The 24,653-nt window shown below is 49.7% G+C and carries 18 protein-coding genes; 9 read left to right on the top strand and 9 right to left on the bottom strand.

Annotated elements, in window-relative coordinates; translation table 11 throughout:
* Positions 1-128: 128 nt before the first annotated feature.
* A complete protein-coding gene (locus FJ444_RS16720) occupies positions 129-3,011 on the top strand; it encodes an EAL domain-containing protein (protein ID WP_140960186.1) in 2,883 nt (960 codons plus the stop codon).
* A gap of 18 nt (positions 3,012-3,029) precedes the next feature.
* Here FJ444_RS16720 and FJ444_RS16715 read toward each other — a convergent pair whose 3' ends face one another.
* Positions 3,030-3,218 carry a hypothetical protein gene (locus FJ444_RS16715; RefSeq protein WP_140960184.1) on the bottom strand — a complete coding sequence of 63 codons (189 nt, stop codon included), beginning with the start codon at positions 3,216-3,218 and terminating at the stop codon, positions 3,030-3,032.
* 84 nt (positions 3,219-3,302) lie between these two features.
* On the bottom strand, positions 3,303-4,007 hold the full coding sequence (locus tag FJ444_RS16710) for an arylesterase (RefSeq protein ID WP_370298066.1): 705 nt from the start codon (positions 4,005-4,007) through the stop codon (positions 3,303-3,305).
* Positions 4,008-4,025: 18 nt separating this feature from the next.
* On the opposite strand from FJ444_RS16710, the gene FJ444_RS16705 reads away from it, so the two are divergent.
* On the top strand, positions 4,026-4,742 hold the full coding sequence (locus FJ444_RS16705) for an ABC transporter ATP-binding protein (RefSeq protein ID WP_140960182.1): 717 nt from the start codon (positions 4,026-4,028) through the stop codon (positions 4,740-4,742).
* The gene (locus tag FJ444_RS16700) at positions 4,742-7,261 is read left to right on the top strand and encodes an ABC transporter permease (RefSeq protein ID WP_140960180.1); all 2,520 of its coding nucleotides are present in this window, start codon (positions 4,742-4,744) and stop codon (positions 7,259-7,261) included. Before FJ444_RS16705 ends, FJ444_RS16700 begins: the two co-directional genes overlap by 1 nt.
* 37 nt (positions 7,262-7,298) lie before the next feature.
* On the opposite strand, the gene FJ444_RS16695 is transcribed toward FJ444_RS16700, so the two are convergent.
* The gene (locus tag FJ444_RS16695; RefSeq protein WP_219993912.1) at positions 7,299-8,129 is read right to left on the bottom strand and encodes an SDR family oxidoreductase; all 831 of its coding nucleotides are present in this window, start codon (positions 8,127-8,129) and stop codon (positions 7,299-7,301) included.
* A gap of 151 nt (positions 8,130-8,280) precedes the next feature.
* Here FJ444_RS16695 and FJ444_RS16690 point away from each other — a divergent pair, with 151 nt between their 5' ends.
* Entirely contained in the window at positions 8,281-8,646 is a 366-nt protein-coding gene (locus FJ444_RS16690) for a helix-turn-helix domain-containing protein (RefSeq protein ID WP_140960176.1), read from the top strand.
* 17 nt (positions 8,647-8,663) lie between these two features.
* Here FJ444_RS16690 and FJ444_RS16685 read toward each other — a convergent pair whose 3' ends face one another.
* From FJ444_RS16685 to FJ444_RS16665, 5 genes are read right to left on the bottom strand one after another with little or no spacing between them, the layout of a single operon-like run.
* The gene (locus tag FJ444_RS16685) at positions 8,664-9,587 is read right to left on the bottom strand and encodes a sugar phosphate isomerase/epimerase (RefSeq protein ID WP_140960174.1); all 924 of its coding nucleotides are present in this window, start codon (positions 9,585-9,587) and stop codon (positions 8,664-8,666) included.
* A 2-nt stretch (positions 9,588-9,589) separates the two neighbouring features.
* On the bottom strand, positions 9,590-10,561 hold the full coding sequence (locus FJ444_RS16680) for a sugar phosphate isomerase/epimerase (RefSeq protein ID WP_140960172.1): 972 nt from the start codon (positions 10,559-10,561) through the stop codon (positions 9,590-9,592).
* A 54-nt stretch (positions 10,562-10,615) separates the two neighbouring features.
* Complete coding sequence (locus tag FJ444_RS16675; protein ID WP_140960170.1) at positions 10,616-11,386, bottom strand: TIM barrel protein; 771 nt, start codon at positions 11,384-11,386, stop codon at positions 10,616-10,618.
* A gap of 11 nt (positions 11,387-11,397) precedes the next feature.
* Positions 11,398-12,174: a TIM barrel protein gene (locus FJ444_RS16670; protein WP_140960168.1), complete on the bottom strand. Its 777-nt coding sequence runs from the start codon at positions 12,172-12,174 to the stop codon at positions 11,398-11,400.
* A gap of 12 nt (positions 12,175-12,186) precedes the next feature.
* A complete protein-coding gene (locus tag FJ444_RS16665) occupies positions 12,187-13,512 on the bottom strand; it encodes an MFS transporter (protein ID WP_140960166.1) in 1,326 nt (441 codons plus the stop codon).
* A gap of 350 nt (positions 13,513-13,862) precedes the next feature.
* Between FJ444_RS16665 and FJ444_RS16660 the strand changes: the two genes are divergently transcribed.
* The 3 genes from FJ444_RS16660 to FJ444_RS16650 are packed head-to-tail and all read left to right on the top strand — an operon-like array spanning position 13,863 to position 21,156.
* Positions 13,863-15,491, top strand: a complete 1,629-nt coding sequence (locus tag FJ444_RS16660) for a family 43 glycosylhydrolase (protein WP_140960164.1) — start codon at positions 13,863-13,865, stop codon at positions 15,489-15,491.
* On the top strand, positions 15,488-18,817 hold the full coding sequence (locus tag FJ444_RS16655) for a glycosyl hydrolase (RefSeq protein WP_140960162.1): 3,330 nt from the start codon (positions 15,488-15,490) through the stop codon (positions 18,815-18,817). Before FJ444_RS16660 ends, FJ444_RS16655 begins: the two co-directional genes overlap by 4 nt.
* A gap of 32 nt (positions 18,818-18,849) precedes the next feature.
* Complete coding sequence (locus FJ444_RS16650; protein ID WP_219993911.1) at positions 18,850-21,156, top strand: glycoside hydrolase family 3 N-terminal domain-containing protein; 2,307 nt, start codon at positions 18,850-18,852, stop codon at positions 21,154-21,156.
* A 37-nt stretch (positions 21,157-21,193) separates the two neighbouring features.
* Here FJ444_RS16650 and FJ444_RS16645 read toward each other — a convergent pair whose 3' ends face one another.
* Positions 21,194-21,853, bottom strand: a complete 660-nt coding sequence (locus FJ444_RS16645; protein WP_140960158.1) for a TetR/AcrR family transcriptional regulator — start codon at positions 21,851-21,853, stop codon at positions 21,194-21,196.
* 429 nt (positions 21,854-22,282) lie between these two features.
* On the opposite strand from FJ444_RS16645, the gene FJ444_RS16640 reads away from it, so the two are divergent.
* Positions 22,283-23,509, top strand: coding sequence for an MFS transporter (locus FJ444_RS16640; protein WP_140960156.1), 1,227 nt, complete (start codon positions 22,283-22,285; stop codon positions 23,507-23,509).
* Between the two features lie 152 nt (positions 23,510-23,661).
* Positions 23,662-24,651 (top strand): sugar phosphate isomerase/epimerase, encoded by a 990-nt coding sequence (locus tag FJ444_RS16635; RefSeq protein WP_219993910.1) that lies wholly within the window; start codon positions 23,662-23,664, stop codon positions 24,649-24,651.
* Positions 24,652-24,653: the final 2 nt, after the last annotated feature.

Below are 24,653 nucleotides of genomic sequence, written 5' to 3'. Positions count from 1 at the left end.
TGTGATTCTTTGCAAGATCATCAAAAATACGGGCGATCTACCTTATAATGTTATTAATTTCCAAATTCCTGTTGAATAATTGCATTGGTGGTTGATACTTTAGTTGCAGTCAATTCAAAATACCGTTGATGATTATTAAAACGTTTCCTTTGCGCGCATTCGCAATTATTTCACTGCTTGCGGTCGCGTTGTCTTTACTGGCTGATTTTCTGGCTTCCAAATGGGAGCGGGAACAGCAAATTAATGATGTTACCCAACGTCTGGCTTCCTTGCGCGCCAACCTTGAATTTGAACTCTACACCAACGTTGAACTTATGCGTGGGGTTTCGGCCTACGTCGCATTAAATCCCAATCTCAGTCAAAAAGAGTTCTCTCAGTTTGTGAGTGGATTACTTGCACAACGCAACAGTATTATCAATATTGGCGGAGCAAGAGACTTTGTTGTGCGTATGATTTACCCCGTAGAAGGCAATCAAAAAGCGCTGGGTATTGATTATCGCGACATTCCCGCACAACGCGAGTCGGTTTTCAAAGCCATTGCTGTGCGCAAAACCATTCTGGATGGGCCTGTTGAACTTGTACAGGGCGGCGTTGGGCTGATTGCCAGGTTACCTGTTTTTGTGGGGGATGAGACCTGGGGCGTTATCTCTGTGGTGCTGGATTACGAAAAAGTGATTGAGGGCGCGGGGTTGTCAAAAGACGCGTCACTGAATGTTGTGCTTAAGAAGAGCACCGATAACGGCAATACAACAGCCATTTTTGCTAGTTCCGCTGGTGCAGGCCTTGTTGAGCCGGTTTCGTTGCCGGTTAAACTTCCTTACGGTGAATGGTTCATAGAAGCCGAGCCAGCCGATGGCTGGACAGGTACGCATTTTCACCCGATTTTTTGGTTCATAGCCACATTGCTTACGTTAATAGCGTTTTATGTTGCTCAGCTTCGTCAAAATAACCGGAGCCTGCACTTGCAATCGTTTCAGGCGTTACGGCGTTCGGAAGAAAAATTCCGGCAGTTCTTCTCTTCTCATGCTGTTGTTATGCTCATTCTGGATGAACAAGGCAATATTATTGATGCTAATGAAGCGGCTGGAAAATATTACGGTTATCCTGTCTCAGAACTGGTGTGTATGCGAATGCAGCAAATTGACCAGTCTGATGATGATACCGTAAAGGGCAACATTCAGCGGGCTTTTATGCGGGCGTCAAGCCGCTTTGTTCGCAAACATCGGTTAGCCGATGGGTCGGTAAGACATATCGAAGCGTTCTCTACTCCCGTGGAAATTGCAGAGCGCCCATTTCTGTTTACGCTGATCATTGATATTACAGAAAGACTTGAATATCAGGCGCGTTGGGAGTTGAGTCAGCATGTGTTTAACCATAGCCTGGAAGGCATTATGGTAACAGATGCACACCAGCACATCGTGTCGGTAAATCCGGCATTCAGTGCAATCACCGGATATTCTGAACAGGAAATTATTGGGCAGAAGCCGAGTATATTGTCATCGGGTATTCATCCTCCTGCGTTTTTCAAAAAGATGTTTCAGGAACTGAATGCTGAGGGCTTTTGGCGCGGTGAAATTTGGAATAAGCGCAAAAGCGGCACTGTGTTTCCGGAACTGTTGAGTATCTCAGTTGTAAAAGACAACGATGAACAGATTAATTACTTTGTTGCCGTGTTTTCAGACATTACGCACATAAAACAATCGGAAGAAAAGCTCGAACGACTCGCACATTACGACTCACTCACCGGGTTGCCCAATCGCGTGCAATTTAAACTGCATTTACATCATGCGGTTTGTCGGGCTGAGCGAAACAAATCATCCTGCGCGCTGTTGTTCCTGGATTTAGATCGCTTCAAAGTGGTAAACGATTCACTGGGGCACATTGCCGGTGATGAATTACTTATCAAAGTGACAGAGCGATTGACGTCACGATTACGGCATTCCGATATTCTGGCGCGGATGGGCGGCGATGAGTTTGTTTTGCTGATTGAAGATTACCGGGAGCAATCAGAACTGGTTACGCTGGCCAGTAATCTGACACAAGAATTAAGCAAACCGTTTTACTTAAGCGACGAGCATGAAGTGAATGTGGGAGTGTCTATTGGTATCGCGCGATTCCCGCAGGACGCCAATAATGCAGATGACCTGCTGGTACGAGCTGATGCGGCCATGTATCGGTCGAAGAAAACAGGCGGGGCAAATTTTGCGTTCTACACACAGGATATTCTGGTTGAAGCCAATAATCGCTTAACCATTGCGGCAGAGTTAAAACGCGCGGTAGCAGAAAATGAGCTGGAACTGTTTCTGCAGCCACAATTCGATATTAAACATCAGCGCATCATTGGTGCAGAGGCATTGTTGCGCTGGAACCATCCGGTTAAAGGATTTTTAACTCCGGCTGACTTTATTCAAATTGCTGAGCAAACCCGGTCTATTCGCTATGTCACTAAGTGGTTAGTTAAAGAAGTCTTCTCCATTGTGGAGCGCTGGCAATCGCAAGGACACGATTTGTTTTTGTCGTTTAACGTGTCAGCCCTTGATTTATCCGACTTTGAGCTGGTAGATGCCATGAATACCGCTGCGCGACAACATAAGGTTGACGCCAGCAGAGTTGAGCTGGAAATTGTAGAAAGTGCCATTATTGAGAATTTTCAGTCGGCCAGGAATATCCTGCAATCTCTCAGAGAGGCGGGTTTCTCTGTGGCCATTGACGACTTTGGTACGGGCTATTCGTCGTTAGCCTATCTGGATAAATTGCCTATCGACAAATTGAAAATAGATCGCGAATTCACCGGCAAATTAAACACAGATACGCAAGGCGCAGTGGTGAAATCCATTATCGATCTGGCCGCTAACTTTGGCATGAGCGTAGTAGCAGAAGGTGTTGAAACACAGATGCAGGAAGCGCAGCTACAACAACTCGGCTGTACATGGGTTCAGGGGTACTACTACAGCAAACCTATTCCTTTGGCGCAATTTGAGTCAAAGTACCTGCAGCATAGCCGGGTATGAGCTCCGGTTATTACTCATTCAGGCGTAGGTATCCACATTTTGACCCACATTTCCCGTAGGCGCAGGTCTGGGTTCTGGAGCCGGTGCAGGTTCACGGCTCGCTTCTAACGAGGCCTGACGCTGAGGTTCAGGCGGCGCGGGTTGTTCGTTGCGAACCGGCGCTGGCTGAGGCGAAACCTGAGCAGAAGACGACTGGCTGATTTCCATAATATCCTCATGTATTAACTGAGTGGTAAGTAACTTTTAATCAGTATAGTGTACCGGGCAAAATACGTACAAATACGATAACCACTATTTCCCGTTTGAAAATAACAACGGCGTTAACTGTTTGTGCATAAATTCGGCAATTAACGGCTGACCTTTTTCATTGGGATGAATGCCATCGCGCTGCATCAGTTCGTCATTCAGGGCGATCTCCTGCATAAAGAAGGGAATAAGTGTAACGGCCTGTTGCGCAGCGACCTGGTCAAACGAATCACCAAACATCTGGTTGTAACGGCGGCCGTAGTTGGTTGGAATTTCCATATCCTGTAAATACACAACGGCGCCATCGGCTTTTACCAGCTCAATCATGCTGGACAGGTTTTCCTGCAGTTTCGTTACGTTGTGTCCTTGTAGCCCATCGTTGCCGCCTAGCTCGATAAGCACGTGCGTTGGCGTATGCTGATTAAGTAGCCTTGGCAGTCTTGCCAGACCACCATCTGACGTTTCGCCGCTAATCGCAGCATTTATCACTTCGACCTTACGATTCTCGTCTAGCCAGATATTTTGTAACAAACTAACCCAGCTTTGTGCTTGCAATAACCCATACCCGGCACTTAGGCTATCACCCAGGATCAGTAACTTAATATCTGCAGTTTGTCCGACAGACGTTTCGGTTGAGCTGTCATCTGCTGCTAACAGGTGATCTGAATACACTAGCAGCGGTATTACTAGTACGAGCTTTGTTACCTGTTTGCATGACGCGATCAGGTCAATGATAGCATTTCGAAACACGACAACGATTACTCCTGTATGATTGAAACTAAAAACATTACTAAGACCGTAACTACGAGTGAAGGTTCGTTACAGATCCTTCAGCCAATTTCATTTCAAGTCAAGCCGGGCGAGTCGATTGCCATTGTAGGGGCGTCGGGTTCCGGTAAATCTACCTTGCTCAGTCTGCTCGCCGGGCTGGATGAAGTGAGTGCTGGTGAAATCTATCTGGATGATGCGCCACTGCATACCATGGATGAAGAACAGCGCGCGCAGTTGCGCGGTGCTAAGGTTGGATTTATCTTCCAGAGCTTTATGCTGGTCCAAAGCCTTACCGCTATAGAAAACGTAATGTTACCGGCCGAAATAGTCGGGCTATCTGATCCCAAAAAGCGTGCGCAGGATATTTTGGAGCAAGTGGGTTTAAGCCATCGCGCACATCACTATCCCAATCAGTTGTCTGGCGGTGAACAGCAGCGTGTGGCCATTGCCCGGGCGTTCATCGGAAAGCCCAAAATACTGTTTGCTGATGAGCCTACCGGTAATCTGGATGCCGCCAACAGCGAAAAAATTGAAGATTTGTTATTCGAGTTAAACCGCGAAGTGGGCACAACACTGGTGTTAGTTACCCACGACAACACGCTGGCCTCAAAATGTGACAGGCAGTTGCGCATGCAGGCGGGCGAACTTACCGAAATCACCTCACAACGCAATGTAAAGCCGTTTTTGGCCTCAGCAGGTGAAGGGAGCCGGTAATGGTGACAAATCTTGCGTGGCGACTGTTTAAACACGAAGCCAGACGCGGCGAACTTACAATTATTTTATTCGCGATTATTTTGTCGGTGGCGGCTGTACTGTCGCTATCGTTATTCAGTGAACGATTACAAGGCGCGTTGGTAGAGCGCTCCTCTCAGTTTATTGCAGCCGACAGCCAGCTCAGGGCTGCCGATCCTATCGCTCCAGAATGGTTAACCGAAGCTAGCAATAAGGGGCTGGAAACCGCGGAACAGGTCAGTACTCGTTCTATGGCATTTGGCGAGCAGCAAATGGCGCTGGTGGATTTGCGGGCAGTGGGTAATGGCTATCCGCTAAAAGGCGACATTAAAGTGGCAAATGAGCCATTTGGTACGCCATCGATTACACAGCAGCGCCCGGCACCGGGTGAAATCTGGATCGACTCGCGGCTATTCCAATTGCTCGACGTTGAACTTGGCAGTACCGTTTACGTTGGCGACAGTAAATTTACCGTTACCCGCGTACTCAGCGAAATTCCTGATCAGGGATTCAGTGTGTTCAATACCGACCCGATGGCGTTGATCGCGCTGGAAGATATTGAGAAAACCAACGTTACCGGCCCGGGTAGTCGGGTGGTATACAAAGCTTATTTTGCGGGTGATACCTCAGTCATCGAGAGTTATTATGACTGGTTGCGTCCGCAACTGGATGACGAGTTACATCGCTGGCAAACCGTGGGCGACGATGAATCGGCTATTGGGCGTTCGATTGCCCGAGCCGAGCGCTATTTCCTGCTGGCCAGCCTGTTGGCGATAGTGTTGGCGGCAGTGGCAATTGCAGTGGCTGCGCAGCGTTACAGTCAGCGTCATTTTGATCCGGTTGCTATTTTTAAAACCCTGGGAGCCAGTAAACAACTCATCCGCAGAGTCTATATTCTGCAGGTGATGTTCATAACGGTGTTAGGCATTGTCATCGGCATCATTGCGGGTGTGGTTATTCAGCAACTGGTGGTGACTGCCCTCGCTGGACAGGTAGACGTGTCGCTGGATGTCTGGCATTGGCGACCGGTGTTTATCGCTGTGTTAACCGGCACTATTTGTGCGGTTTTATTCTCACTATATCCACTTCTAAGACTGTTCTCTGTACCACCACTGCGCGTATTACGCCGCGACATGGGCGCTAGCATGAGTTCAAAAGGGCTGCAATTTGGCGTGTCTGGTGGTGCTATTTTCCTGTTAATGTGGGTATACAGTCGCGATATTGAAATCAGCGCCATCCTGTTTGCATCTGGTGCATTGTTAGTAGGCGCACTGGTACTGGTAACCTTTGGTTTGATTGCTCTTGGTCGTAAGCTTGGTAATGGCAGCATGGGCGCATGGCAATTGGCCTGGGCACGTATTCGCCGCCGCGCAATGGACAACAGTGTTCAGCTCATCAGCTTTTCTATTACCATCATGTTGTTGCTGGTAGTGTTAGTGATGCGCAACGATATGGTTGCCCAGTGGCGTGCGCAGTTACCGGAAAATACTCCAAACTACTTCTTAATTAATATCACCGAGCAGCAAAAGCCGGCTTTAGAACAGCACTTTGCTGATAACGGCGTGAATATTGAGGCGTTTTACCCGGTGATACGCGGTCGCTTTGTGGCGGTGAATGACGAGCGTGTAAATACCGAAGTGACCAAAGAAGAGGATCCAGAAGCGACGGAAGGACGCAGAGGATTAGGGCGCGAGGCCAATTTAACCTGGAGCGATGTGCTACAGCACGAAAACAAAGTGGTGCAAGGTAGCTGGCATGCCAACTGGACACCTGAAGGGGAATCGCCTCTTTATCCTGTATCAGTGGAACAAGGTGTGGCCGAACGATTAAAAATTGCCTTAGGCGACACACTCACATTCAACGTGGGTAGTGAAATTGTGCTCACCAAAGTAACCAGTATTCGTGAAGTAAACTGGCAAACCATGCAACCTAATTTCTTCTTTGTTATTCACCCGGCAGCGATGCAGGAGTTTAGCGCTACTTACATCACCAGCTTCCATTTGGATGGTGATCGCAAGTCAGAAATAACCGCGCTGATGCAGCCCTTTGCGTCTGTAACGATGTTCGATGTGGATGCCCGGATTAATCAGGTACGCGAAATTATCGACCAGGTGTCACTGGCGGTGGAGTTTATTTTGGTATTGGTGCTGGTGGCAGGTTCACTGGTGTTGTTTGCCCAGGTGCAGGCCAGTATGGATGAGCGTCAGCAAGAGCTTGCCATTCTGCGTACATTGGGAGCGAAAGGCACACTTATTCGCTTCAGTGTGATCAACGAGTTTTTGATCATTGGCACCGTGGCCGGTTTAATGGCCGCCATGGCCAACGAATTCAGTTTGTATATGTTGCAAAGCCGGGTTTTTGATATGGAGGCCACTATGCATTGGGAGTATTGGGTTATTGCACCTACTGTTGGTGCGCTGGTAGTGGGGATCCTGGGGGCAGTGGGTTGTTACCGGTTGCTGGCGCTCAATACTGGCCAGTTACTGCGGAAAATGGTGTAAAAAATTTGAAAGGGAGCATGTTGCTCCCTTTGCTTTGTTAGAATCGGGCGGCGTTGGTTGCCAGATAATCCGCGAAGCGTCTGGGCTGGTGCCCGGTTAATTGTAAAACATCGCCGCTGATCGCTGCGGTATAACCTGCTGCCACCGGCTCAAAAATCGCCGCCAGAAAATGCGCGTAATCAGCAGGTACACCCACGTTAATGAGTCCATTTGTGAAGGCCGCTGCACTATTGGCAACGTAAGTAACCGGTTTATCAATGGCATCGCTGATTAACTTAATGGCCTCGGCATAACTTAATGCCTCGCCGCCGGTAAGGTTAAACGCCTTGCCATCAAAACGATCATTGGTGAGGGCGGCTACCGCACTGTCGGCAATATCCCGTGCATCAATAAAGCTGGTTTGCGCATCGCCCGCAGGCAGTGCCAATTCACCGTGCTGAATACCGGCCAGCCAGAATGAATGAAAGTTATCCATAAACCAGTTAGGACGCAGGATTACATAAGGTGTGCCACTGGCTTCAAGCGCCAGTTCCACCTTGCGATAAGGAATGCTGTCATCGGCATCCACGCCAAACACGCTTTGAAAAACGACCTTTACGCCATGTTCAGCAGCCAGTGCGACCACAGGTAGCAGCTTTGTCTCTATATCCACATAGCCGGTAGGCAGCATCACATAAGCCACATCAACAGCACTAAACAGTGTATCGAATGACGCTGGTGAGTCATAGTCCACCGCCACGCCGGTTACCCCTTCAACTGTTTTGCCTGAACGGCTGGCTGCAAAAACAGTATGGCCTGCGGCCACTAACGCGGGAACAATATGTTGACCAACGGTGCCATTGGCACCCAAAACAGCAATCTTTTTCATAATAAATCTCCAGATTTAACAATGTATGTAAACTAAATGGTATTTGGTATCTTTTTGAAACCTTGTAAACAATATAAACCTGTGAGAGAGTAAGCGGAAGAAGGCACTTTTTTGTGACAAAGTTACCTGTGGGTAACCGTTGGAGTAGGTTATGCAGCATCCCTTTGATGTATATGAAGATAAATGTCCGACCCGGGCGGTGTTAAATCGCATCGCCGATAAATGGTCGTTATTGGTACTGGATTGCCTGCAACATGAGCCGATGCGGTTTAATCAGTTGCGCAAAATAATTAAGGGCGTGTCTCAAAAGGTGCTGTCGCAAACCCTTAAAAAGCTCGAACGCGATGGCCTGGTGTCGCGCAAGGCATTTGCTACGGTGCCGGTTACGGTTGAGTACGCGCTCACCCCGCTTGGCAGCACCTTAACCGATGCCGTAGCAGGATTGGCGCACTGGGCAGAGCGCCATATGGATGATGTGTTTGCTGCGCAACAGGCCTACGACATTAAGCAGGCCTGATTGCGTCATTTAAGATGTTAGCGGTAAATCGGGTTTAATTCTTTATCAATGTAATACCTGCACATGGCCATAGACGCCAGGTAGTCGGGTGAACCGTCGGTTTCCAGTGTGATCCAGCCCTTGTACTGATGCTTTTTAAGCAGTTCGTAAAGCGCCGGGAAGTCCAGTACGCCCTGGCCTAATTCCCAGAACCAGCGTTTGCCGTCGTCCTGAATTTCCGGATCGCGGGAAAATCGCACACTGTCTGGTTGATTAATGTCGGCCGTGTCTTTTAAATGGAATCCACTGATACGCTCGGCATAGGTATCGTAAAAGTCCAGCAAGTCCTCGCCCATAATCGAAATTTGTGCGGTATCAATACAATAGTGAACAAAGCGCGGGTCGGTTAACTCAATGAATTCGCGGTGATCACTTAAGTTAATGCCACAGAAGAACTCGTTGTGTAATCCCAGTTTAATGCCATGATCCGTGGCATAACGGCCTATCTCGTTCATCACGTTCGCGCATTGAGCTACTTCTTCCCTGGATAGCGGGCCAATGCCGCAGTAATTGTCGGTTGGGCAGGTGTTCATTTGCGTGCCACCAAAACCGGCAATCGTATCTACCGCTTGTTTTCCTGCCTGCAAGACTTCATCAAACTTGGCTTTGTCATGGCTGGCGTGGGCACCGTGAAACATACCGGTAATAGCAACGCCACGCTCTTGAGCAAACTGTCTGAATGCGTCGGCCGAGCCAAACAACGGTAAAATGTCGGCCAGATCCCAGGGGGCGACTTCGATACCGTCAAAGCCCAGAGCTTTTTGATATTTCAGCAGGTTATCCCAGTCGCTGTAGTAAGCGGTATTGGATTTATCCTGATAGTAAAACTCGCGAAAATTAGCAATAGACTTGTACGGAATATTCTTCCAGTGATTCATATAGGCATAATGAATATTCTGCATGATCAGGCTCCGGTTAACTGGGTGGCAAGTTGGTTTACAAAACGGCGGTTGCGCAACAGGGCGCGCATTGGGTCGCGGGTCTGGTGGTTACACAAACTCACTTGTCCGTTGTAGCCTGCCTGTTGCAGCGATTGCATTGCCTGAGTAAGTGGCACTTCACCACAACCCACATCACTGAAAACCTGAGTGGCCTGCGCGGGTGGGAATGCCGGATTGGCGGCGTGCCTGAACGACGCACAGTCGTTTAATTGGGTGTCTGCTAGCTGGATGTAACTGATACGTGCAGCATTATCGGCAATAAAGGCGGTGGTATCAGCGCCAGCAAGTTGCAAGTGCGCAGTGTTAAGGGCAATGCCCACGTGGTTGTCGGATTCGGCAACTAAATGGGTGAGTGTTTCAATCGACAACAAACTCCAGTATTCAGGGCGTAAGGCCAGCTTCACGCCAGCGGCCTTGGCTTTGCTGGCGAGATTGCTAATAAGCTCGCGGGTCTGCTCAATAAAAGAGGCGTCATCCACATTCAGATTGGGATGGTAATGCTGTAACCGGCCAGCATAGGCTGTGGGTGATAGCACCAGGCATTCTGCTTCCAGTTCCTCTGCAAATTCAATGGCCTGACTGGCAAAGTGGCCACTGGCGCCAAAATAAAAGCCAAGCTGGTTGTTGCGCACAAACAAATTGGCGTCAAAACTGATGGCGCTTACCGCGTCAATACCGGCATCGGCAAGAAAAGCTTTGTACTGTTTGGCATCGCCATATTTGGTATTAATGGAATACTGGGTCATGGGTACGCCGCTGCGGCCACCAAATTGCCACACGGGCTCATAGGGAATTTCAATTCGGTTAAAGCCGGCTGCGGCGATCAGCGTGTACAGTTCTTCCCAGTAGTACTTTGATTCATAACGATTGCGGTTAGGCTCTGAATAATGACGGTTGATCATATCCAGGCTAATAGCATAGTGAAATGCAGACATAATGTTGTCCTGTGTTGTTCTGTATTAGCCCGGCGACACTGCGCCGGGTTGAGATTACTGAGTGAGCGAGCGAATGTAAGACAATGCCTCTACCGTGCTGGCTTTAGTAGGGTAGCACTCCACACCGATGGGACCGCTGTAGCCGGTATTGCTTATATGATTCAGCAGTTCCGGCCAGTTAAGCTCGCCAGCACCCGGCTCGCCGCGTCCCGGAAAGTCAGCTATCTGGATATGGCCAATTTGCCCGGCAATGGTATGCAGCGTTGACACCACGTCCTCGTTTTCAGCCGCAGAGTGATAAAGGTCGTAAAGTACTTTGACTTCAGGGCGGTTGAGCTTGTTGGCAATATAAAAGGTATCTGAGGTGTTACTAAAAAATACCCCTGGATGATCCACGCGGGTATTTACCGCTTCCAGAAGTAAGGTAAGTCCTTTCTCTTTGGCAATATCAGCCGCTTTATCAATGGCTTCACATACGATATCCAGTGAGGCCGCACGTGGTAGAAACGGCGCGCCTGTACCAGATCCGCACACCAGGTGTTTGCAGCCTAAGGCAATGGCCTGCTCGGCGGTGGCCCTTACATTTGCCAGAAATTGCTCGTGGGTATCACGCAGTACCAGCATGGTACGCGGATCAACTAACATACTTTGCAAGGTGACATTATGAGTTGAAAGCGCGTTAGCCACGGCTTGCAAGTCGCGCCCTTCCATGGAGAAAATCTCAACGTGGGTGATACCGGCCTGCGCTGCCGCTGCGATGCGATCTTCCAGTTTATCGCCGGCTTCTTTAAACATATATTCAAGGTTACTTGAGAGTGTAAACATACCTGTGTTCCTTATTCCGAAATAGCTAACGTCGCGCGACTTGTGCGAATGGCTTCACGGGTGGTGAGGTCGTTAAGTTTATATTCCAGCCCAACCCAGCCGTCGTATTGTTCAGTTTCCAGCATGTGCACAACCGCTGGCCAGTTCACACTGCCAGTACCCGGTGCGCCGCGTCCTGGCATGTCGGCTACCTGGATATGTGCCACCCACTGGGTACGACCCGCAATAATGGTTTCAATGTCTTCGCCCATCACTATGGAATGATAGGCGTCGTACAGTAAGCGCAGGTTAGGACTGTTAACTGCGTCAACCAGATCCAGCCCGACTTTGTTGCTGTCGAGGTACATGCCGGGGTGATCGACCCGGGTATTAATGGGCTCCAGCAACAAGGTAACGCCGGTTCGCTCACCAATTTCTGCCGCCAGTTTGAGGGCGCGCAGGGCGAGCTCAAAGTGCTGTTCCGGGCTGGTGTCCGGCAGTAAAAATCCTGAGGCAATGATCATTTGTTTACAGTTAAGTTCGTTTGCCACAGCGGCTGACTCGGTTACCGCAGTAACAAATTCATCCAGTTGTGATTCATCCACAATGCTGCGGCGCGGATCAACACAAAAGCTGGTAAGGGTAATACCGGTTTTATTAAGCGCCTTTTTAATCTCGGCAATGGGTTTATCTCGCCATAAGTGGAATTCCACACCAGCCAGGCCAGCTTCTTTTGCCTTGTAAATACGCTCGGCAAAATCGTTTGTTTCGTCTTCAAATAACCATTCGATGCACGCGGTGAGTTTCATGATGTCTCCTGTTTAACGGTGCGTGTTAGATAATAGTGAGGATGCGGGGTAGCACTGAATAAGCACGCCTTGCAGGGCAAAAATGCCAAGGGGCAGGGCGTAGTACACCAGTGACATAGCCTGCACGGCTGAGTCAGATACCGTAGATGGATCGTAATCTCCCCAGGCCAGGGCGTAGGCAACGCCTGCAGTACCAAAAGCCATACCAATTTTTATGGCCAGCGATACGCCAGCCGCCAGTAAGCCTTCCTGACGGGTACCAAACCAGTGCTGATGAAAATCCACGGCTTCAGAGGCCATGGCGTAAATAGAGGTCATGGTGATACTGATAAACAGTGACGACGCCACATACAAGGTAATGAAAACGGCTGGCTGCTGTTCAAAGACAGGCAGTGCGGCGTAGCAAATAAACCCGGTAATTAATGCCCAGGTATCGGCTTTTACGATGCCAAAGCGGTTTAACAGTGGGCGGGCCAGAAAAGCCCCAACCAGCAAAGTGCCCGACAAAGTGGGCAATAACACCGAAATCATCCACGGCTGCTTAAGCACATTAATGGCAAAATAAGGCGTGACCGACAGCAGTGCGCCAAAGCGAATAAAATTAAGCAATGCAAAACCCGAAGCCACATTCCAGGCGCGGTTTTTAAACATTTTAAGCACATCAGTTTTAATGTTGAGCGCTTCGGTAGGCGGGGCGGGCACTCTTTCTTTACACAGAGCAAAGCAGTAAAACAGTAATAGGGTGGCCGCTATGCTAGTAATAATCCCCATCACAAAAAAACCGTGTGCCTGATCGCCATTACCGAAGTAGGCAACGCCCGGCATAAATAGCGCCGTTACCACAATAACACCCAGTGACGTAGCCACAGAGCGGGCCGCGCTTAAGTCGATGCGGTCTTTACCGTGGTTACTCATCATCGGCAGCATGGCGCTGTAAGGAATGGTGACCACCGACAACAACAAACCCAGTACAAAATACGTGATAAGCGCATAGTAAAAACGCGCATCGCTGCCAATATCAGGCACGTAGAAGGTGAGTACACCGAAAACACCAAATGGCAGCGCGCCGAATAACAAATAGGGCCGGGCGCGGCCCCAGCGCGACCGGGTGCGATCAACCGCCAGTCCGATGCCCACATCAAAAAAGGCATCAACAATACGGGAAACAAAGAATAATGTGCCAATGGCGGCAGCAGGCAACAGTGCCACATCGGTATAAAACAGCAATGCGAAGGCGCTTACGGCATTCCACACCAAACTGGCTGATACATCACCTAAACCGTAGGCAATCACTTCACGACGGGGTAAGCAGGATTCACGCTTCTTTTCAGAACACATAACTAGGCACCTTGGGTGCGCTATTTTATGTCCTGGCGCTTATGCAGACGAGTCACTAACGACCGTAAAATTGGCCCAGGCGACTGTTTGGTTATAAAAATGTAAATTTAATTGGTTTTTTGATTCTAATCTGAATATGTGTCATTTCGCAACATATTGTTTAATAAAAATCATCTGTAATTCATTAAATTCTATTTAAAATTAAAAAAATCATCAAAAAACATAAATTTACCGTATTTGAAACTGAAGGGGTATTAATCTTTTATCTAGAAGTTATCTACATTATTGATTGTTAATTCATTGTAATAAATAATAGTATTCTTGTTCTATTATTATTGTCGGAGAACACAATGAGTGTAAATCGCAGGCAGTTTTTGGCACTGTCAGGGGGGCTGGTGGCGGGTGCTTCCATGGCCTCGGAAACAGTGAGAAAGGTAAATCCCAAAAGCTGGGCGGTGAGTGCAGAAGGGCACCGCCAAGCAGATTTGCAAAACGGGACGTTCCTCAACCCGGTACTGGCTGGCGATTACCCCGATCCAACCATTTTAAAGGACGGTGACGATTATTACATGACGCACTCATCCTTTGATGCTGCGCCGGGTATTTTAATTTGGCACTCTAAGGATTTGGTGAATTGGCAGCCAGTTGGGCCTGCGCTCGCAAAACCGCTGGGCATTGTGTTTGCCATGGATTTGGTAAAACACAACGGCCGTTATTACATCTATATTCCGTTTATGAAAGCCCCATGGTCGCCGCCTCTCAAGAGTTTTGCCAATATTATGGTGATCCATGCTGACAACATTGAAGGGCCATGGAGTGAGCCGGTGGATTTAAACATTGGCGGTTATATTGACCCTGGCCACATAGTGGGCGAAGACGGTAAACGGTATTTGTTTTTGTCGGGTGTTAAGCGCATTCAACTGAGCGATGATGGTCTTTCTACTGTTGGTGAGGTTCACCATGCCTACGACGGCTGGCAGTATCCCGACAAGTGGATCACCGAAGCCTATGCGCTGGAAGGCCCCAAGCTGTTTAAACGTAACGACTACTTTTATTTGGTGTCGGCAGTAGGCGGAACGGCCGGGCCTGCCACCGGGCACATGGTGATTGTGGCGCGCTCTACGTCTGTTCAAGGTCCATGGGAAAACTGCCCGCACAATCCCATTGTGCGTACCGAAAGTGAGCAGGAATACTGGTGGTCACGCGGCCACGCCACTATGGTACCTGGCCCGGAAGGCAATCCCAATAAGTGGTACATGGTATACCACGGCTACGAAAATGGTTATCGCTCGTTAGGGCGCCAAACGCTGATCGAACCTATGACCTGGGATGAAAACGACTGGCCCGTGGCATTAGGCGGCGATCTCTCTGCTCCTTTACCGTTACCTCTGGCCGCAGGCACAACGTCTCGCCCCCACGGTTTCACCCATGCCGACGATTTCAGTGAATTATTATTAGGTACCCGCTGGGTGTTCTTCGGTGCCAGTGCCAACGAGCAGCAGCGCCTTTCTTTGAGTAACAAAACCCTGACTCTTGTGGCATCGGGCTCGTCACCTGCCGACAGCGCGCCGCTGGTGCAAACCGTGGGCGATCACGCCTACGAAATTTCTGTAGTAGTGGATATCGATGCCGATACCGAAGCGGGGTTATTGCTGTTTTACAATAGTCGCTTATTTATTGGTATGGGCCACAGCAAGCAGGGCATGGTGACTTACCGGGGCGGAAAGTCGAGCCACTGGCGTGAGCGTGCGCCTACCACCAACACGCTGCACCTTAAAATTGTGAATGATCGCCATATCGTTGGCTTTTATTACAGTACCGATGGTATTGACTGGCAACGCCACGGATTACGCAGCGAAGTGTCTGGCTACCATGTCAATACCGTGGACGATTTACAGGGGCTTAAGCCAGCCTTGTTTGCCTGTGGCAAGGGGCAAGCGCGTTTTCGTGACTTCCGTTACAAAGGGCTACCTTCATGAGGTGTATTGCCTTAAGTGTATTGCTGATCCTTGCGGGATGTTCAGACGAGCCACCGGCATCAACCGCGCTACAAAACAACACGTCGATTAAGCCATCCGTTACAACAAATCCCGATGTGCGGGCGCAATTTGCCGCACCGCCTACTGAATATGGCCCCCATGCCTGGTGGCACTGGATGAATGGAAATGTAAGTCCGGAGCAGGCGGTGGCCGATTTAACCTGGTTATCTGAACAAGGTATCGCAGGCGTACAGTTATTTGATGCGGGCATGGGCCCAGCGCCAGACAAACCCCTTACCTTTGGCAGCGATGCCTGGCGCGATGCGGTTAAGCTAAGTGCAGGTACAGCCCAGTCTCTTGGCATGGACTTTGTGATCACTACGTCACCGGGTTGGAGCGCTACCGGTGGGCCATGGGTAACCCAAGAGCAGGCCATGAAAAAATGGGTGTGGTCTGTTACCACCGTAAAAGGCGGGCAAACACTCAATATTACCTTACCGCCATTGCCCGCCCATGCCGGGCCTTATCAGGATATTCCGCTGGCCGCGATGGGGCATGGCGGTCATGAGCAAGCCGACTTTGCCAAAGACGTAAAAGTGCTGGCGTATCCGATACCAGAATCGCCAGCTATTCAATTAACCACACCAACGCACCCTGAATTAACTTCGTTGTTAGCGGACGGTGCCTTTTGGCCCGCTACAAGTATTCAAACTGACGCAAGCGGCAATGTGGCGCTGGTTTTTGACAGTGGCAGCGCACAAACAAGCTATGGCGTAACCCTGGGCTTACCAGGCGCCAGAGGTTTTGGCTCGCCGAACCCGCCGGTGGCGCGGTGGTATGCTTGTGAAGACAAGCCAGCCAGCCATTGTGAGTTATTAAGTGAATTACCTGCTACTCGTGCACTCACACGAACGGCCGCATATCCTGCGGTAACTGCGCAGTATTTTAAACTGCAACTGGTACGCGACACAGCCCCTGGCTTTATCGACACATTGGGCTATGCGCCCGGCGCCAGCAAATTGCCATTTCCTGCCCATGCCAGCCATTACGCTATTTCAGAAGTGCAGTTGCATCATCGGGCGGTTATCCATTCTGCCGAAGAAAAAGCCGGTTTTGCCGCCGCACCGCGTTATTACCCTCTTGCAGCACCTGTTAGCAACGAAGCAGGCATTCAGCCTGACAGCGTGATCGATTTAACGGCTAAAGTTAACTCAGCTGGTGAATTACAATGGCAGGTGCCAAAGGGTAACTGGCAAATTATGCGATTGGGCTATAGTCTTACCGGCCATGAAAATGGCCCGGCGCAAAGTAACGCTACCGGTCTGGAAGTGGATAAGCTGGATGCCGCTTTAGTGCGCGAGTATCTGGATAGCTATTTTGCGTATTACCAAACCAGCGACGGTGAATTTTTCCCTGGGATCACGGGTATTTTGAGTGATTCTATTGAGTCCGGGCCACAAAATGCCAGTGCAGCAATACTCGATGAGTTTAGTGCGGTGTTGCAATACGATCCGGTAGCGTTTTTACCTGCGCTGAGCGGCGAAGTAGTGGGGACTGCCGGAGAGACCGACAAATTCCTGTATGACCTGCGCCGATATGTGTCCAATACCTTAACGCAGGCCCATTATGGCACCATCGCTAATTATGCCAGCGAGCACGGGTTAACCTATTACACCGAAGCACTGGAAGATCACCGCCCTCAACTGGGTAACGATTTGGATATTCGCCTGGCAGGCGGCATTCCAATGGGCGCATTCTGGTATGTTGAGCCGGGTAAATCGCCTAAACCTACCTATATTGCCGACATTAAAGGCGCGGCGTCGGTGGCGGCGTTAAAAGGGTCAAACATAGTGGCAGTGGAAGCCATGACGACCTTTGGTCACCCTTGGGCCGTCGGGCCAAAAGAGCTAAAACGCGCGGCGGATTTGGCCTTTGTTCACGGCGGCAACCGCCTTATGCTGCACAGCTCGGTGCACCAAAGTGGCGGAGTTAACTACACGCCGGGTAAACCCATGATGCCATTACTGGGGCATTATTTTAACCGCAACAATACCTGGGCGGACATGGCTAAGCCCTGGATTGAGTATTTAACCCGCACGCAGTATTTATTGCAACAAGGCCATCCCAGCGCCTCATTGGGTTATTTTATTGGCGATGAAGCGCCGGTTACTTCCTTGTTTGGTGAAACTCAGCCACAGGTACCTCAAGGCTACGATTACGATTACTTATCACCCGCAGGACTAGCCTTGTTAACGGTAACGCCGGAAGGCAAGTTACGCACCCGGCAAGGCACTGAGTACGCATTTTTATTCCTGGGCGGCGATTCAGAATTCCTCACCTTTAATTCACTAAAAGCCATCGAGCGTCTCGCTACATCCGGCGCAATCATCGTTGGACAACCACCCAAAGACAGTCCGTCGCTCAATGACTCCCCGGATGACGTAGCTGCACTGATTAGCCGCATCTGGTCATTGCCGAATACGCTTGCACTCACCTCTATCAGCGAAGCCATTGAGGCGCTGAACCTGTCAGCACAATACCAAATCACAAGCGCTAAGCCAGACTCGGTATTGGTAGAAAGCCGTTCGCTTGAACAAGGCGAGCTGTTGTTTGTGGTGAATACTCATTCTCAAGCACAGCACATGTCGGTTTCACTACCTGATAAAGCAACCGGTGAGAATTCAACGGTGTGGCAACTCAATGCGGTAACCGGCGAGCAGCGCGTGTTAGAACAGGTGAACGGTGGGGTAAGTTTTGCACTTGAGGCCCACGATTCCACATTCCTGTTGTTTGAAAGCTATGGCAATGGCAATGGCAGTGGCGTAAGTAATGATTCACCAACACAGACTGCTTCCCACTGGCAGCAAAATTTAACCGGTCCATGGCAGTTAAGTGGCGATGAGCGTTACGGCACAGTGCCAGCTCTCTCACTTGCCGCGCTTACGCCCGTTTCTGAACTGGACGACATCGGCTGGCAGGGATACAGCGGCATTGCGCGCTATCAGAGTGATTTTACCGTAAACCAGCAATGCGCCGGGGATCTGTATTTACAGGCCGATAGCGTGGGCGACCTGGCCGAAGTGTTAGTGAATGGCAAGCAAGCCGGGTATGTGTGGACACCGCCTTATCGCATCAACATCAGCGGTTTTATTCAGGCCGGTAACAATCAATTGCAAATAAACGTAGCGAATTACTGGGCCAACCGCTTGATTGCCCAGGCTAATCAGCAGCAAAGCGAGCCTGGGTTTGCGCCCAATGTGTATCAGCAAGGAACAGCGCCGAGGATGGCTGGCCTTGCAGGCAATATCAAACTTGAATGTCAGTAGTGGCGTTATCAGTCAAAATACAGGAAAAGAGTGTGAAGAAGACAACTGAACTACATGTAGATCGCCGACAATTTCTCAAGGGCTCGGTTGCCACTGCCATCGTAGCCTCAATCGCCGGATGCGCATCACAGGTGCAAGGGCAGCAAGACAGTTATCTGCTGAGCCTGATCGCCAAAATGACGCTGGCCGAAAAAGCCGGGCAATTGCATATGGATGGTGTGCTGTCACCTAAAATGGTGCAGCCTAATTTTCAGAAGATCAATCCGTTCACGCCTAATTTTACGCCAGAGCAAGCCGCTGGATTACTCGCGGCCCAGCAGGCGCAGATCCGCAGCGGGCAAATGGGCATGATGACTTCGCCAGAAGACATTGACTCGGTAGTGTACGCACAAACCACCGCCGTTAAGGAAACCCGGTTAAAAATCCCGTTGATATTTGGTGCCGATATTATTCATGGTCACCATACCATTTATCCCATACCACTGGCCGAGGCAGCCAGTTTCGAGCCAGAACTGGCCGAGCGAACTGCCCGTGCCAGTGCTGTAGAGGCAACCACCAATCTGGGTATCGATGTTACCTATGCGCCTATGGTGGATATTGCCCGCGATCAGCGCTGGGGCAGGGTAATGGAAGGGGCTGGTGAAGATGTTTTACTTGGGGTGCGATTTGCAGCCGCCCGGGTGAGAGGTTTTCAGGGTAAAGGCTTAACCGATCCCAAAGGCCTGCTTGCATGCCCTAAACATTTCTTAGGGTATGGTGCGGCTGAATCCGGCCTGGATTACGCCGGTACTGCTATGTCTGACAGACTCTTGCACGAAGTGTATCTACCGCCATTTAAAGCGGCCTTTGATGCGGGCGCAATATTTACCATGGCGGCATTTAACACCGTAGACGGCGTGCCCAGTACCGGTAATAAAGCCTTGTTAACCGACTTATTGCGCACCGAAATGGGCTTTAGTGGTGTGGTTATCTCCGATTTCCAGTCGGAGCTTGAACTCATTAATCACGGCTTTGCTAAAGACGAGCGCGAAGCAGCTAAGCTGGCGCTGGACGCCGGATGCGACATAGGCATGGTCAGTGGCATTTACCCCAAATATGTACCACAACTGGTGCAAAGTGGTGAGCTGGATGAAAAGGTACTGGACCTGGCTGTTTACCGCATTCTGGATGTGAAGATGCGCGCCGGATTATTTGACGATCCATTCCTTCGGGTTGATCAGGCTCATGCGGCAGACAAAGCGCGTGCTGCCCATTTGGCGCTCGCTCGCGAAGCCGGGCATAAATCCATTGTGCTGCTTAAAAATACCGGGCAACTATTACCCCTTGCCAGCACCGCCAAAGTCGCGCTTATCGGGCCGTTTGCCCGCGATACTAAAAATGTCGATGGCGCATGGTCACCCTTTGCGCCACAGGTTGTCTCGGTGAGTCTGGCCGAAGGGTTTAAAGCGAAACTTTCGCCGTCTAATCTCATCATTGAGGACGGCTGTGGCATTTCAGAGGCTATCGAAGGCGGTATCGAGTGCGCAGTTGAAGCAGCATCAGCTGCTGATGTGGTGTTGCTGGCCGTGGGCGAGTCTGCTTCAATGTCGGGTGAAGCATCATCCCGGGCAAGCATTACGCTCCCTGTGGTGCAGCAACAATTGGCAGAGGCGATAGCGGCGACAGGCAAGCCTGTTGTGATACTACTTCGCAATGGCCGGGCATTGGCACTTGAAGGCGCGGTGAAACACGCTCAGGCCATAGTAGTAACCTGGTTCTTAGGCACGCAAAGCGGCCATGCTATTGCCGATATCGTAATGGGTGATGTGTCACCGTCGGGTCGATTACCGGTAACCTTTCCCATAGCATCGGGGCAGCAGCCCTACTACTACGCGCGGGAAAGTTCGGGCAGACCCACCCCAGTGGGCGAATCGCCGATGTTTAAATCACACTTTATTGGCATACCCGACGATCCGTTATACCCCTTTGGCTTCGGCCTGACGTATTCCACCATCGAATACCATACTCCTACAGTTAATACGGCTTCAGTGAGTAAAGACGGCTTGGTTACGGTAAGTGCAGTGATCACCAATACCGGAGAGAAGGAGGCTACAGAAGTCGTGCAGTGCTATATGCAGGATCCTTACGCCAAAGTTGTGCAGCCTGTACGTAAATTGCTGGATTTTAAAAAGGTGACGTTACAGCCAGGAGAGCAGCAAACGGTGAGTTTTACTCTGTCGGCCAGTCAGTTTGCCTATCTGGATCAGAAGCTCAACAAGGTACTGGAAAGCGGCACTATAACACTGTGGGTAGCGCCCCATGCCAGAGCGGGTGAGGCAGTAGAAATAGAGATTGTTTAACGTTAGATGAACGCTCTGCTTGCAGAGCGCAGTCTTATTACTCTTTCAGATTATCCGGATGACCCAGCAAATAATGCAGGGTAATTTGGCTTAAGTCGTCGAGCAGTTCTTCCCAGTCACCTTCACCGGAAACGCCATCCATGATACCCAGGCCTAAGTAACGCGCCAGCGCGGCGTACACGACTTTGAATATATGATCGACGGCACGCGCCGGGTCTGGCTGAGAGATCTCTTCCTTGCGTTCCAGCAAAAGTTGTATGAAATCCGCAATATTTTGTGCGGCATGGGTTTTACCATAGCTCGCTACCACTTCATCCACGGCGCTGATTTCCATAAGAGGGCGTAAAATGCCTTTGTGGGTTTTGAGCAGGTTGGCGTATTCAGTAATCACTTCCGGTACCAGCAAACGCAGCTTGAGTTGTTTGCGGCGAATACGGGTGATCACCATGGCCGTTTCCACTTCCAGCGTTTCCAGTTCGCGAACTTGTAACAGTCGAATCAGGTCTTCTTTACTCTTGAAGCGGTTGTATATAGAACCTATGGAAACTTTGGCGCGTTTACTTACTTCCTGTAGGGTGAAATCTTTATAGCCGTTTTCTGTCAGTAACTCACATGCCGCATTGAGCAAGCGTTCTAAAGACGCTTTACTACGATTCTGTTTGGGTTCTTTTAAATAATTTTTAGGGGCTGCGGTCACGCTATATTCCTGACGTTTGGGCTAAAATGATTTGAAATTCATATTAGAATACAACGTTCGCTTTTGGATGTTAATAAAAAGTTTGATGCTTTTGGTTCTGAACATTCTACGTGATCTTTGCAATACCCTGAAAAATACTAGAATTCGTTTTTACCATTCTCAATCAGAGCGCTTGTCATTTTCTGTGGCTTGCACAAATTCTATTGGTGCCGGTAATGATAGACTATTTATCAATTTGAATTGGTTTAATAGTTTGAATTTAAAGAATATTTATAAATTTAATTCAAGTGTGCCCCTGTAAAGTTGGCGCACATGTTCCGTTATGTTACAGGTTGTAAAAAATTAATTAACGAAATTGTCTTGACTCATTTTTTAGAATCCTTATTCTATAAAATAGTTTCGAGTAGTTAACTGCAGGACAGGTTGCAGATGAGCAAGATTTTCGACTTTTTTAAGCGTTTAACCCTGGTGCCCCAAGGGCTGATTATTGTGATATCGGCGTTTTTGCCGTTATTTGCCATTGTGTCTATGTTTCCGGCATTGCCCTCCATCATCGATCACTTTAAAGATCACCCAAATGCAAGGGATCTGGTACCGCTTATGGTGTCTGCACCCGGACTGGCAATTGCGCTAACGGCGTCATTTGCCGGCATTCTGGTAGACAAATTCGGCCGGGTGAAACCCTTATTGTGGGCAACGTTTTTCTATGGCGTGTTTGGTATTGCACCGTTTTTCCTCACCGACCTGTACATGATGATGGGCAGTCGTTTTCTGCTGGGTTTCTCTGAAGCCATTATTATTACTGCGGTTAACACGCTGATTGCCGATTACTGGGAAGACGAAGGTCGCCGCGACTGGTTATTCCTGCAAGGTCTTGCGGGCCCATTCCTTGGTGCTATTGTGATTCGCCTGGCTGGCCCGGCTACTGAAATCCAGTGGAACGGTGTGTTTATTATTTATGGTGTGGCATTCCTGGTATTTGCTTTGATGCTGCGCTACTTAACTGAACCAGCAAAGAAAGCGCATGCCAATACACAGGCTCAGCAAACGCCTGCGATGGCAAAAACACCGTTTCCAGTTGTTACCATGGCCATGATTGGCGGCGTTACGCTACTGGCTTCTGCACTGTATTACGTGTTTATTATTTCGGGTGGACTGGTATTCAGAGAAATTGGCGTCACGGAGCCTTCTCGTATCAGTGAACTGTCGGCTATTCCCAGCTTATTTGTCATGGTGGGCGCGCTGATATTCAGACTGCTGGGTAAGCAGTCCAATGCTATCCAACTCGGCGCGTTCTTTTTCGTGCTGTGCAGTGGCTTGTTGATTATGGGCATGGCTGACTCGGTACCAATGCTAGTAGCTGGTCTGGTAATTCAGCAAACCGGCGCAGGCATGTCAGTACCTTGTTTAATCGCCTGGACACAAACCAAAGTGCCTGCACAGCATCGAGGTCGCGGCATGGGAATCTGGGCCTCGTGCTTCTTCTTTGGTCAGTTTTCCAGCCCTTGGCTGGTGGCAAGGCTGGAAGAAACAACCAGTTCCGTTCAGGGCGCATTCGAAGTGGCCGGTTATGTGGGCATTGCCGCAGCCGTAGTGGCGTTGATTGCACACTTTGGCAGCAGGGCAAAAGGCCAGCCTGTCCCTACTCAACGTTAACATCAATATTCGGATTCGTTGCTTGCACAACAATGCGGCGGCGAATACCGGACACCTGCAACTGTTAATTTAACAGGTGAGGGCAATGCAGGGCCAACGCGCGAGCTAATTACTCGCAAAGCAGACACATGAAAACGCTATCGGAGATAGTTATGTCGATAAAACGAGGCGTCAGCCTTTATAGTTTTCAGCATGAGACCTTCCTTGGGAAAATGAACCTTGAAGATTGCATTCGCACTTGTGCTGAATTAGGTGCTAATGGCATCGAGGTTATTGGTGAACAAAGTTTCTGGGGCTACCCGGAACAACCCGCCAAAGAAGCAGATATTCAACACTGGCATGCATTAATGGAAAAATACGGCACTACGCCGGTTGCCCATGATTTCATGCTGGACTACAAGCGTTACAAAGGGCGCTTAATGCCATTCGACGAGCAGGTTGAGAGCATTAAGCGCGATATCGATTTTGCCAAGCGCCTGGGTACGCCATTTTTACGTGCATTGGTATCCATTGATCCAGATGTGCTGGTGGCCGCCGCGCCATACGCCGAAGAAGCGGGCGTGAAGTTGTTACTTGAAGTGCATGCACCACTGCATTTTGACCATCCCTGGATTTTGCGCCACGCAGAGGCGTACGATAAATCAGGTTCTGATGCGCTGGGTTTCCTGCCAGACATGGGGATGTTTTTAGAGAAGTTCCCGCCGGTTTGGAAAGCGCGCTTTATTCGCAACGGTGTACCGCAGAAAATTGCCGACTACATTGAAAAAGCTTACGAAGATCGCGTACTCAGTGAATACGTGATCCAAAACGTGCGCGATATGGGCGGGGTAGGTCCTGCGCTGGGCATGGCTGAAACCCTGCGTCATAACGCTGCGTACGAGCCAAACCGCATGCTGGCGCACATGGATCGTATTCACAATATTCACGGCAAGTTCTATCAGATTACCGAAGATCTTGTTGAACCATCCATTCCTTACGATCAGATTGTTAAAGTACTCACCGAAGGTGGCTACAACGGCTATATCTGTTCTGAGTACGAAGGTAACCGTTGGATAGAAGACGCTGAAGAAGTGGATTCTGTTACACAGGTATCCAGACAGCAAAAAATGCTGGAAACCTTAATCAGTCAACAAGGTAAGTAGGA

The sequence above is a fragment of the Aestuariibacter sp. GS-14 genome, from assembly GCF_006494365.1.
GTDB lineage: Bacteria > Pseudomonadota > Gammaproteobacteria > Enterobacterales > Alteromonadaceae > Alteromonas > Alteromonas mangrovi.
The sequence above is the reverse complement of the archived record's forward strand: the minus strand, read 5'-3'. Positions and strand labels throughout refer to the sequence as shown.